At 67.0% G+C, this 12,219-nt stretch carries 9 protein-coding genes, 1 pseudogene and 1 riboswitch; of the genes and pseudogenes, 4 read left to right on the forward strand and 6 right to left on the reverse strand.

Annotated elements, in window-relative coordinates; translation table 11 throughout:
* Positions 1–55 precede the first annotated feature (55 nt).
* Positions 56–343 (forward strand): GYD domain-containing protein, encoded by a 288-nt coding sequence (locus ACPEES_RS19315; protein ID WP_435105284.1) that lies wholly within the window; start codon positions 56–58, stop codon positions 341–343.
* Between the two features lie 175 nt (positions 344–518).
* Here ACPEES_RS19315 and ACPEES_RS19320 read toward each other — a convergent pair whose 3' ends face one another.
* The gene (locus tag ACPEES_RS19320; RefSeq protein ID WP_435105286.1) at positions 519–2,324 is read right to left on the reverse strand and encodes a SulP family inorganic anion transporter; all 1,806 of its coding nucleotides are present in this window, start codon (positions 2,322–2,324) and stop codon (positions 519–521) included.
* A gap of 391 nt (positions 2,325–2,715) precedes the next feature.
* Positions 2,716–2,817: riboswitch (TPP riboswitch) on the forward strand.
* A gap of 105 nt (positions 2,818–2,922) precedes the next feature.
* Here ACPEES_RS19320 and thiS point away from each other — a divergent pair.
* Complete coding sequence (gene thiS / locus ACPEES_RS19325) at positions 2,923–3,159, forward strand: sulfur carrier protein ThiS (RefSeq protein ID WP_435105288.1); 237 nt, start codon at positions 2,923–2,925, stop codon at positions 3,157–3,159.
* 35 nt (positions 3,160–3,194) lie between these two features.
* Positions 3,195–3,989 (forward strand): thiazole synthase, encoded by a 795-nt coding sequence (locus tag ACPEES_RS19330; RefSeq protein WP_435105290.1) that lies wholly within the window; start codon positions 3,195–3,197, stop codon positions 3,987–3,989.
* A 113-nt stretch (positions 3,990–4,102) separates the two neighbouring features.
* On the opposite strand, the gene ACPEES_RS19335 is transcribed toward ACPEES_RS19330, so the two are convergent.
* Both ACPEES_RS19335 and cobA read right to left on the reverse strand, forming a co-directional pair.
* Positions 4,103–4,876, reverse strand: a complete 774-nt coding sequence (locus ACPEES_RS19335) for an SDR family oxidoreductase (RefSeq protein ID WP_435105292.1) — start codon at positions 4,874–4,876, stop codon at positions 4,103–4,105.
* A gap of 153 nt (positions 4,877–5,029) precedes the next feature.
* Positions 5,030–5,812: pseudogene (gene cobA, locus ACPEES_RS19340) on the reverse strand (uroporphyrinogen-III C-methyltransferase); the annotation flags it as partial.
* A gap of 170 nt (positions 5,813–5,982) precedes the next feature.
* On the opposite strand from cobA, the gene cysB reads away from it, so the two are divergent.
* Complete coding sequence (gene cysB, locus ACPEES_RS19345; protein ID WP_435105294.1) at positions 5,983–6,963, forward strand: HTH-type transcriptional regulator CysB; 981 nt, start codon at positions 5,983–5,985, stop codon at positions 6,961–6,963.
* A gap of 22 nt (positions 6,964–6,985) precedes the next feature.
* Here the strand turns inward: cysB and ACPEES_RS19350 are convergent, their stop codons facing one another.
* The 3 genes from ACPEES_RS19350 to ACPEES_RS19360 are packed head-to-tail and all read right to left on the reverse strand — an operon-like array spanning position 6,986 to position 11,919.
* Positions 6,986–10,069: an efflux RND transporter permease subunit gene (locus ACPEES_RS19350; protein WP_435105297.1), complete on the reverse strand. Its 3,084-nt coding sequence runs from the start codon at positions 10,067–10,069 to the stop codon at positions 6,986–6,988.
* 9 nt (positions 10,070–10,078) lie between these two features.
* Positions 10,079–11,191 carry an efflux RND transporter periplasmic adaptor subunit gene (locus ACPEES_RS19355; RefSeq protein ID WP_435105299.1) on the reverse strand — a complete coding sequence of 371 codons (1,113 nt, stop codon included), beginning with the start codon at positions 11,189–11,191 and terminating at the stop codon, positions 10,079–10,081.
* A 35-nt stretch (positions 11,192–11,226) separates the two neighbouring features.
* On the reverse strand, positions 11,227–11,919 hold the full coding sequence (locus ACPEES_RS19360) for a CerR family C-terminal domain-containing protein (protein WP_435105302.1): 693 nt from the start codon (positions 11,917–11,919) through the stop codon (positions 11,227–11,229).
* Positions 11,920–12,219: the final 300 nt, after the last annotated feature.

Here is a 12,219-nt window from a genome sequence, read left to right on the forward strand (position 1 = left end):
CCGTCCGGTATGGAAGCGGGCTCTTCGCACCCGACCCGCCCCCGGGGAGGACATCATGGCCACGTACATCATTCTCAGCCGACTCGCACCCGACGCCTTCTCCGATCCGGCGGACTTCCCCGCCATCGCACGGACCGTCTCGGACAAGATCAAGACGCAATGCCCGGGAGTTCACTGGCAGGACAGCTACGCTCTGCTCGGGCGCTTCGACGTCATCGACGTGGTCGAGGCCGATGATCCCAAGGAGGTGGAAAAGGCGGCCATGATCATCCGTGCGTCCGGCCGCGCGACGACGGAGACGTTCCTGGCCACACCCTGGAAGGAATTCCTCGACGCGCTCTGATTGGACGCCACCTCCGCCGGGCGCTCGGAGGTGGCATATCGCTCCGGCCGCCGGCGAGCTTGCCGAGCGTCTCGCCGAGCGAGCCGGCGCCCTGCCTCGGCGCCCGGGTAACCGGGCCACGAGACGTGCCCGATCAAGCGGTTATCGCGGCGTGGAGGTCGTGGCTCCCGAGTCGTTACTCGGCATCCCCGGAGGACAACCGTTTCGGGGTCTCCAGCAACACACAGTGCCGGGGCCCGCCGTGGCAGACCGGACAGTCCGGGGTTCCGACGCGCGCCACGATCGCCTCGATGGCCTCCTGCGGCGAGGCGAAAATGTTCACCTCGCCCACCGCCTGCCGGTGGATGTCGTGCTTGAGCTCCTCCCGGGCGGGGTCCTTGAAGCTGCACAGATAGAGCCCGCCGCCGAGTGTGCGCAGACGCTCGGCCTCGCGCGCGAGCATGCGCGCGCCGGCCAGATCGATGAAATTCACCCCCGAGCCCACCAGCAGCACATGATGGCACCCCGCCTCGGTGACCCGCCGTAGCTCGGTTTGTACGTGATCCACCGCGCCAAAGAACAACGAGCCATCGATGCGGATCATCCTGAGCTCGCCACACTGCGCGAGTCCGCGCTTGTCGGCATTGCGAAGCACGTTCAGCGGCCGCCCGGGCACCGGCGCGACCGCCACCATGCGGGGGTGGGCCGTACGCCGCAGGTAGAGCACCAGTGACAGCAGCACGCCAGCGTAGATGGCGAACTGCAGCGGCAGGAACAGCGTCGCCAGCAGGGTAATGAACAGCACCGCGGACTCCGTGCGGCTGGCGCGCAGCGTCTGCCAGATTTGGTCGAAGGCGATAAGATTCCAGGCGATCAGCAGCACGATGCCGCCCATGGCGGGCATCGGCAGATAGCGGGTGATGCCGGGCACCCCCACCAGCACGAGTGCCAGGATGAGCGCCGCGAAAATGGCCGCCAGCGGCGTCTTCGCGCCGGCATCATAGTTCGCCCCCGAGCGGGTGAACGAGCCCGAGCAGGCGTACGAGGAGAACAGGCTACCCACCAGGTTGGCGAGCCCCTGGCCGATGAACTCCTGGTTGCCGTCGATCTTCTGACCCGAGCGGGTCGCCACCGCGCGTGCGGCGGAGATCGCCTGGACCAGCGCCAGAATGCCAACGGCGACGGCGGGTGAGGCGAGCTCGCGCAACGTTTCGAGTCCCAGTGGCGGCATCGACAAGGCCGGCAGACTACCGGACAGTGCGCCCACCAGCTCGACGTCGTGGCTGCGTCCGCCGAGGGCCAGGGACGTCAGCGCGCCGGCCACCATGCCGATGATCATCGCCGGCCAGCGCGAGCGCAGACGCCTCACCACCAGGGTCACCCCGAGCGTCACCACCGCGATGACAACCGCGTACGGATTGCTGTCCGGCAATTTCTCGGTGAACTGCACCAGTGTGCCGTAGAAGGTGAGGTCATTGGCGAGCTCGAGCTGGAAGACGTGCTTGAGCTGGCTGGCGGCGATCAACACCGCCGCGCCGGCGGTAAAACCCACCACCACGGAATCGGAAATGAAGTTCACCAGCACGCCGAGACGCAGCAGCCCGAGCGCGAGCTGGAAGACACCCACCAGGAATGTGAGCGCCAGCACCATGGGAATGTAGCCGGGCCCATCCGGCGAGGCGAGCGGCGCGACCAACGCCAGCACGACGATCGAGTTGGCCGCCGTCGGTCCGGTGATGCTGTGGCGCGAGGAGCCGTAGAGCGCCGCGACAATGGTCGGCACGATGGCGCTATAGAGCCCGTATACCGGCGGCAGCCCGGCGATCAGCGCATAGGCGACACCCTGCGGCAGCACGATGATCGCGCCAGTGATGCCGGCCATCACGTCGGCGCGCACCATCGTCGGCGTCAGCCCGCGCATCCAGGCGACGAACGGGAATGCGCGCTTCGCGAGCGCGGCACCACGTCGGTAGCGTTCCGTCCCCTGTGCCAATCGACTCATGTCCAATCGCTGTCAGGCGCGTTGCTGACCGTAGCTCCCCGTCGCAGTGTTGAGGCTCGGACCCTGCGGCGCGCCACTGCGGAAATGGTGCACGAGCTTGCCAATCGCGGCGACCGCCAGCAACTCCAGCGTCCGCCGCGGGCCCCGGAAGCCGCCACCACCAGCAGGTTACGCCACGGCGGGATGGTGTGCGGGCCCGCGTAGACCATGCCGGAGCGGAACACGGTGACGAGAGCGCGCACTGGCGTGGGATTGCTGGCCCTGCAAGGCTCGCTTCCGGGGTCGCGAACGGAATCGAGACCCAACGTGCCACCTTGTGTGCGCCGGTACTCGTTGACAGGCACTCGACGCGCGGTTAGCGTCCGGCATGTGCCCGATTTGCGGGCACGAGACGAGGAAGCGGGGGTGCCCGGCCGTCAGCGGTCCGGGCTGAGAGAGTCCCTTGGAACCTGACCCGGTTAGTACCGGCGTAGGGAGCTTCGGCACACCACCAAGCGCTGCCGTGCGGCAGCCCCCCCTCACCGCGTCTCCAACCAGCGTCCCAGGTACGTCCGCCGGCCCGATGGGTCCGGCGCACCCGGCACGGAGACATCACGCAGTGACCCAACAGCAAGCGAGCAACCACCGCGAGACGCTCACCGTCATCGTCAACGGCGAGCAGCGCCATCTCACCGCGCCCGCCTCGGTGTCGACCCTGCTCGAAACTCTGTCATATCCGCGGCAGGGCATCGCCGTAGCGGTCAACCGACAGGTCGTGCCGCGATCCGCCCACGGCGAGTACCGTCTCGCCGAAGGCGACACCGTGGACATCGTACAGGCCGTCGGTGGCGGTTGAAGTCGCCACGCCGGAGTACGAACACCAACCAGGAGATGGACACGATGGACAACGACGATCGCCTGACACTCGCCGGCCAACAATATGATGCCCGCCTGCTCGTGGGAACCGGGCGCTACCGCGATCTCGACGAAGCCCGGGCCGCCATCATCGCCAGCGGTGCGGAAATCGTCACCGTCGCGATACGGCGGCTGCCGGATTGCGCCGAAGGCGACGGCCTGCTGCCCATGCTTCGGGAGCTGGGCTGCACCGTTCTCCCGAACACCGCTGCATGCTTCACTGTGGAGGACGCGGTATACACCTGCCAGCTCGCCCGCGAGCTGCTCGACGGCAACACCCTGTGCAAGCTCGAGATCTTCGGCGACGACAGCCTGCACCCCGACGTCCGGGCAACGCTGACCGCAGCCGAACGCCTGGTCGCCGACGGCTTTCAGGTGATGGCGTACACCAGTGACGACCCGTTGATCGCCCGCGAGCTCGAGGCGATTGGTTGCGTCGCGGTCATGCCGCTGGGCGCCCCCATCGGTTCGGGGCTCGGCATCCGCAATCCGCTGAACATCCGGCGCATCGCCGAAAGCATTCGCGTGCCGGTGCTCGTGGACGCGGGGGTGGGCACCGCCTCCGACGCGGCCGTCGCGATGGAGCTCGGCTGCGACGCGGTACTGATGAATACCGCCATCGCCCACGCGCGGGATCCGGTGCGCATGGCGAAGGCAATGCGCCATGCGGTGATATCGGGGCGGCACGCCTGGTGGGCGGGCCGCATGGCGCCACGGGAGTACGGTGTCCCGTCTTCGCCCATGACCGGCGTGGCATCCGCGAACGCGTAGCGGCATCGGGATCCCCCGGACACCCGAAACCGACCGCCAGCCGACGACGGCGCCGGCATCCGGCGTCGTCGGACGGTTCCGTACCCGGTGCGGTGCGCCGCCGGGTCGAGCGCTCAGGTGTCCTCTGGCCAGTCCACCGACTGCACCGGTAACGGCCCCCAGGTCTGGCTCACCGGCATGACCTCGAGCGTATTGATGTTCACGTGCCGGGGCATGGTCACGACCCAATGGATGATCTCGGCGAGATCCTCCGGCTGAATCGGGTCGTTGCCCTCATAGAGGCTGTTGGCCCGTGCCTCGTCGCCGCGAAAACGGTTGACGGAGAACTCGGTATGGCAGAGCCCCGGGTCGAGGTTGGTCACGCGCACGGGCTTGCCGATGAGATCGGCACGCAGGTTGCGGGTGAACTGCTGGACGAAGGCCTTGCTCCCACCATAGGCGTTGCCGCCCGGGTAAGGCCAGGTTCCCGCGGTGGAACCCAGATTGACGATGTGGCCGCGGCGGCGCGCCACCATGCCTGGCAACACCGTTCGGGTCACGTACAGCAACCCCTTGATGTTGGTATCGACGATGCGCTCCCAGTCGTCGAGGTCACACTCCCAGGCCGGTTCGAGCCCCACGCCGAGTCCGGCGTTGTTGACGAGGACATCGATCCCGTCGAAAGGCGCCGGCAGATTCGCGAGTTGCCCGGTGACCGCCATCCGGTCGGTGACGTCCAGCTCCAGGGTATGGACGGTATCGGGACCGCCCAGCTCCTCCTGCAGCGTCTCGAGGCGCTCGCGCCGTCTCGCGCAGAGCACCAGGCGCCAGCCTTCGCGGGCGAAACGGCGGGCCGTGGCCGCCCCGAAACCGGCCGAGGCCCCGGTGATGAGGATGGTTCCCTTCATGTACCTCTACTCGCTGATCTGTCGCTGTCCACGGACGATCATCGCAGTGTACCGGGATGCCCGTCGGCCTTCGACCTCGAGGCTGCATGGCCGCCGTGGCGCGGCGAGTGGGCACGGTGCAGGGCAGGCGGGCGACGGGCATGGCGCAGTGAGTCAGCCCCATGCACCCTCGCCAGGAAACGGCGTGATATCGCCACGGGCCGGCTCGAACCATTGCAACCGCCCACGCAGCCGGACCACTTCCCCCACGATCACCAGCGTCGGCGGCTGCAACGATGCCTCGCGGGCGCGTTGCGGCAACGTCTCCACCGTGGCCTCGACCACCCGTTGGGCCTCGGTGGTGCCCTGCTGCACCAGCGCAGCAGGCATGTCCGCGGCCATGCCGTGGGCGAGCAGGCCCTCGCAAAGACGATCCACAGCGGCGAGGCCCATGTAGAAAACCACCGTCTGGCCCGGTCGTACCAGCGGCTCGAAATCCACGTCGAGCTCGCCGTTGGCCTTGCGGTGGCCGGTCACGAATGCACAGGCATGAGCGTAATCGCGGTGGGTGAGCGGAATGCCCGCATAAGCAGCGCAACCACTCGCCGCGGTTACACCGGGGACCACCTGGAACGGTATCCCGGCGGCCATGAGGTTCTCGATCTCCTCGCCGCCGCGCCCGAAGATGAAGGGGTCGCCGCCTTTGAGGCGGGCCACGCACAGCCCGCGCCGGGCGTAGGCGACCAGCATTTCGTTGATACGCGCCTGCGGGACCGGATGGCGATCGCGCTGCTTGCCCACGTAGACGCGCTGCGACCGGGCAGGCGCGAGGTCCACGATGGCGGGCGCGACAAGGCGGTCGTGGAGCACGACGTCGGCGGTCTGCAACAGGCGGTAACCACGCAGAGTGAGCAGATCCGGGTCACCGGGGCCTGCGCCGATGAGATAGACCTCACCGCAACCACGCGCGCTGCCGCGCCGCGGCCCGAATGCCACTGCCTCACGATCCTCGGTCACAATCGGTCCTCGCCAAACAGCGATAGGTAGAGCTTAGCCGCCTCGCTTATTTACAAAAAGAATGAATTCTTTTAGATATATACGATGATGTTCTTTATGGATCGCTCCCGATGAAGCTCAACCAGCTCCGCTACATCTGCGAAGTCGCCCGCCGCGGGCTCAACGTATCGGCCGCCGCGGAAGCGCTCTATACGTCTCAGCCGGGCGTCAGCAAGCAGATCCGCATGCTCGAGGACGAGCTTGGTGTGCAGATTTTCGCGCGCAGCGGCAAACACCTCAGCCACGTGACGCCCGCCGGCGAGGAGATCCTCCAGGTCGCCACGCGCGTGCTCGAAGAGGTACGCAACATCTCCTCTATCGCCCAGGAGCACGTGGACGAATCCCGCGGCAGCCTGTCCATCGCCACCACCCATACCCAGGCGCGCCACGCGCTGCCACCGGTGGTCAACGCGTTCCGGCCACGTTATCCGAACGTGAGCCTGCACATGCACCAGGGCACACCGATGCAGATTGCCGAGATGGCCGCCCGGGGCACCGTGGACTTCGCCATCGCCACCGAAGCCATCGAGCTCTTCGAGGACCTGGTGATGATGCCGTGCTACGCCTGGAATCGCAGCATCATCGTGCCCGAAGGCCATCCGCTGTGCGACGAGGACCCGCTGACCCTGGAAGCGGTGTCGCGCTACCCGCTGGTAACGTACGTGTTCGGGTTCACCGGCCGTTCCAAGCTCGACCAGGCATTCGCGACGAAGGACCTCGAGCCCGACGTCGTGTTCACCGCCACCGACTCGGAAGTCATCAAGACCTACGTCGGCCTCGGCCTGGGCGTGGGTATCATGGCCTCGATGGCATTCAACCCGGAGCGCGACAAGGGGCTGGTCGCCCTCGACGCCAGCGCCCTGTTCGAGCCCAGCGTCACCAACATCGGTTTTCGCCGCGGCACTTACCTGCGGAGCTACATGTACGACTTCATCGAGACATTCGCCCCCCACCTCACCCGCGAGGTCGTGGACCAGGCGATTGCCGCGCGCTCCAAGGAAGACCGCGACGCCCTGCTCGCGGAGCTGATGCCCCACCTCGGCGCCCGGTAGGCGCAGGGAGCCGCGCCCCGGGTCACTCCCCGGCGCGCTGCGGCGGCACCCGGAAAATCAGGCTGTAGAGCACCGGCACGACGCCCAGCGTCAGTACCGTGCCCACCGCGAGGCCGAACGCGATGACGCTGGCCATGCCGTAAAAGAGGGCGTCCCGGAACACGATCAGTGGCAGCAGGCCGAGAATCGTCGTCACGGTCGTCATGAGAATCGGGCGCAGCCGGCGCACCGAGGCGGAGACGACCGCTTCGAACGCGTTGCCCGCCTCACCGGCCTCCCGCTCGATGTCGATGCGGTCAATGAGAACGATCGCGTTGTTGATCAGGATCCCCGCGAGGGCGTACAGCCCCAGGATCACCATGAACCCGAAATTGACCTGCATGAGGTACAGGCCCGTCACGGCGCCGATGAGCATCAGCGGAATCGTCGCCACGATGATCGCCGGACGCCCGAATCCGTTGAACTGCGCCACCAGCAGCAGCAGTATGGCGCCGACGCAGAAAGGCACGTTGGCCGCCAGCGCCGCCCGGGCGTCATGAGAGGTCTCCACCACGCCGTCGATCTCGATACTGTGGCCGGGCGGCAGATCGTCGCGCAGCGCGTCCAGCTCGTCGGCGATGCGCGGCACCATGTCCTCCGCCGATAGCTGCGTGCTGCGCGCCTCGACCGTGACGGTGCGCGCGAGATCCTCACGGGCGATGGCACCGAAGTGGTTGACCAGCTCGAAATCGGCGACCTGAAACAGGGGCACGTTGCGGCCCGTGGCACTGGAGTACACCGCCAGTGACTTCACCCGGTCGAGATCGTGTCGCTCGGCATCGGCGGCGCGAGCGACGATGGGGAAGATGTCGTCGCCCTCGCGGAACTCGGTAACCGAGCGGCCGTTGAAATAGGTCGCCATGGAGCGGGCGATATCCGCGGACGAAACCCCCGCCCGGCGGGCCTGGGCCTGATCCACCTCGACGCGGATCTGCGGAATCCGGTTCTCCCAGTCGTGCCGGATCTCGAGCGCCCCCGGTACCCCCGCGAGAATGCGCTCGATCTCGCCGGCCTTTTCGAAGATGTAGTCCGCATCCGGTCCCTTCACCTGCACCTCGATCCGCGAGGAATCGGACGGTCCGAGGAACATGCCCTTCACGCGCGCGTTGACCGCGGGAAACGCCTCCCGAAACGCGGTCCGTATCTCGCGAATGGCCTTCGAGACGTGCTCGTAGCGATCGACGTTGATGACCATGAAGCCGCGGTTGGGTGCCGGGTCCACCGGGGTCAGCGAGAGCACGAATCGCGGTCCGCCGAAGCCGACGTAGCCGGCGAAATCCTTCACGTAGGGGAAACGCTCATGGTCGTGGAGCATCGCCATCATCGGCCGCATGGCATTATCCGTGGCGGTGGCGGATACACCGGCCGGCAGGTCCACATAGACGAGAACCTGGGTGCGATCCGAATCGGGGAAGAATTTGCTCGGCACCTGGCTGAGCCCCACCACCGCGGTCGCGAGCAATACGCCCATGGCCGCGAGGAACAGCCCCCGATGGCGCAGGACACGGCGGAGGATGCGCTCGTAGCGCCGAGCCAGCACCAGGAACAGGCGATCCGACAGGCCCGGCCGGGCTGCCGCCTCGCCCTGGGGCTCGGGGCGAATGAACCGGTGACACAGCAGCGGCGTCAGGCACATGGCGAGCACCCAGCTGGTGAGCAGGCTGATCAGGATCACCAGCGATATGGAGCGGGTATACTCGCCGGCCACGTGCTCGGCGAGCATCAGCGGCAGGAACACGAGTATCGTGGTGAGCGTCGACGACAGCAACGGCAGGGCCAACTCGCTGCCCGTGCGCTTCAGCGCCTCGCGCCGGCTGGCGCCCTCCCCCAGTCTGCGCTTGAAGTCCTCGGCGACGACGATGCCGTTGTCCACCAGCAGGCCGAGCGCTATCACCAGCGTCGCCAGGCTCATGCGCTGCAGCGTCATCTCGAAGAAGCCCATTACGGCCAGGGTCACGAGCATCACCGCCGGCACGATGGAGCCGACGATGAGTCCGGTGCGCACACCGAGGAAGAGAATCACCACGGCCAGCACGATGGCGAGCGTCTGCAGCACGTTGGCCGTGACGCCGTAGACGGCGTTGGCGACCTGTTTCGCCTGATAGGTGACGATGTCGAGCTCATAGCCCACCGGCAGGTTCGCCTTTATCTCGGCCATGCGCTCGCGCACCCGTGCGCCGTAGTCCAGCACGCTGTAATCCGGCAGCATGGCGATAGAGAACATGATCGCCGGCTCGCCGTTGTAGTAGGCCTTGCGCGCCGGCGGGTCGAGGTAGCCCCGCCTGACTTCGGCGACGTCCCGCAGGGGAATCACCCGCTGCGTACCGGGCAGCGTGATGAGCGTGTCACGGATGGCCGACACGGAGGTAAAATTGCCGGTGGGCTCGATGGGGAACAGCCGCTCTCCGGTATCCACGGCGCCACCGGGCCGGATGATGTTCTGGGCCTGCAGCGTGGCCGACAGTTGCTCGGGATCGATGCCGAGCTCGGCGAGCCGCGCGTTGCGCGTTTCGATATAGATGCGCTCCGGCTGCACCCCGAGCACGTCGACGCGCTTGGTGCCCTTCACCCCATAGAGCTGGTCGCGGATGTGCTTGGCCATGTCGAACGACTCGCGCATGGAGAAGTCGTCCGAGGTCAACGCCGCGGTCACCACAGCCACATCGCCGAAATCGTCATTGATCACCGGGGCGTGCGTGCCCTCGGGCAGCTCCGGACGCGCCTCGTCCACCTTGTCGCGCAGCTCGTCCCAGATCTGGTCGAGATCGAAGTAGCGGTCCTGAACTTCCGCGTGGATGATCGACACGCCCGGTCTCGAGGTGCTGCGAACCTCCTCGATCTCCGCCACCTGGCGGACCGCCTCTTCCAGCGTCTTGGTGATCAGCCGTTCCACACGCTCGGCGGACAGCCCCGGATAGCGGGTCGTCACCACGGCTTCGCGAATGGTGATTTCCGGGTCCTCGCGCGCCGGCAGGGAGAAATAGCTGACCGCGCCGAACACCATCGCCACGACGGCGACCATGTACACCACCGGGCGAAACCGGAAGGCAATTTCGCTGATACTCATCCCGTGCGCCTACGGCGAATAACGCTTGACGCCAACGCCCACGCGGGTCACGCGCTGGCCGTCGGAAAGAAACGCCACCCCCTTGCTCGCGACGATCTCGCCGCGCTCAAGGCCGGAAGCGACGAGGGCTCGACCACCGGAGACATCGGTCACGTCGATCTCCCGACGGCTGACGGTATGCGAGCGCTCGTCGAAGACGAACGCGAACTCGCGCTCACCCTCGCCGGCGAGGAATGCCGTCGCCGGAATCGCGACACGCTCCGGCCCGGTGGCGTCGAGGTGCAGCCGAACCTCGGCGGTCATGCCCGCACGCACGCTCTGCGGCGGGTCGACCAGCTCCAGCGTGACCGGATAGGCACTGCGGTACTCCGCGTCCACGCCGACCTCGGTCACGCTCCCCGTCAGCAATTCGCCTTCCACCTCCGGCAAGGTGACGCGGTGCTCGGACCCCGGCGCCAATGCGGTGACAAGCGATTCCGGTACCACCACGTGTACCTCCAGGCCGCCTCCCACGCTCTGGACCTCCACCGCTGTCGCACCGGCGCGCACCCGTTGGGCGGGTTCGATCAGGCGTGCAGCCACGGCGCCGTCGTAGGGGGCGTGTAGCTTGGCGTCGGCGAGATCCTCGCGTGCGAGATCGACCCGCGAGGCGGCGACGTCGACACGGCTGCTGGCCGTTTCGAAACTCGACTGTGCGGCATCGTACTTCGCCTGCGAAATCGCGCCCCGGCCGAGCAGACGCTCCGCGCGCCGGTAGTCCGCTTTCGCGAGGGTGAGATTCGCCCGTGCTTCCGAGAGCTCGGCGCGCCGCTGGGCAAGGGTGAGGCGAAACGTGCGGTCATCGAGCTCGGCAAGCACATCACCGCTTTCGAACTCGTCGCCGACGCCCACGTGCACCGCCTCGACGCGACCGGGGACCTCGAACGACAGGGGCGCACGCTCCACCGAGCGCACCACTCCGGCGATCCGGCGCGACGTCCCGCTGCGCGCCGATTCGACTTCGGCCCACACTATCGGCCGGTTACTCATGGCCGCGTCGTCGGGCTCGTCGACCCGGGAATCAGCATCGCATCCAGCCACCGCCGCACCCATTAGCATTACCAGAACACCCGTGGCGCTCATTCGATGCGACCGTTGCGTAAACATTCTCGCTCTCCTCACACCGAGCCACCGGCGGCGTGTGCTTCCGCGCGCAGGCCGACAACGGTCTGGACGGCGATTTCTTCACCCACCTGCCCGGCATCGATGCGATCGGTGTCGAGTTCCCGCAGTACGACCTCGCGTGCCATGCGAAAGAACAGCACCTGACCGAGAATCGCGTGGGCACGGCGCACCATCCGCGGGGAACCGGGTTCCGCTCCGAGAATGCGCGCCACCAAAGCGGTGAGAGTGCGGTGGGCGTCGTGCATAACGCCCTGGTAGAGCACGTCGAAGGCCGCGCCCGGGCTGAGCTGCTGGCGCAGGATGAAACCGGCGCGGGCGGCGGCGTCGTCGGAGCCGAGAATCTCCCGCGCGAACGAGACGATGAACGAGTGCAGCGCCTGCAGCAGATCTTCCGTCTCCGCCCCCTCGTCCGCCACACAGCGGCGAATCGCCTTGAGATCGTCCGCCAGTGCATCGGCGATGCTGGTGACGATGTGCTCCGCCACCGCCAGGTGAAGCTTTTCCTTCGTGCCGAAGTGGTAAGGAATCGCGGCCAGATTGACCCCGGCAGCCTCGGCGAGCTGCCGGGTGGTGACGTTGTCGAAATCGCAGGCCCCGAACAACTCCAGACCGGCCCGGACCAGACGACGGCGCGTCTCGGCGCCGCGCCCGCTCTCGTCGGCCGTCTTCGTGGGTGAGATCGTCATGGCAGTGAGACTCCAGCTGGGCACTACGTATAATTCATACGTATGTATTATTCGTATGTACACGCTCTCCGTCAAACCATGCCGGCACACGTGACCGTCAGCCGTTTCCCGCCACGACCACTGCCGTGCGGGAACGCCGGCTCACGCGCCGGATGACCCGCTTGCGACGGCTTTCCCGTCCAGCATTCTCTCTTCCTCGGTCAGCACGTACTCCAGCCATTGCCCGGTGAGCCGGTCGGCGAGGCGGTTCTGCTGCTGGCGGGCGGAGAGGTTGTCGAGGTCGATCCACGACAGCGGCTG

The sequence above is a fragment of the Arhodomonas sp. AD133 genome (genome assembly GCF_051195215.1).
Taxonomy (GTDB): Bacteria; Pseudomonadota; Gammaproteobacteria; order Nitrococcales; family Nitrococcaceae; genus Arhodomonas.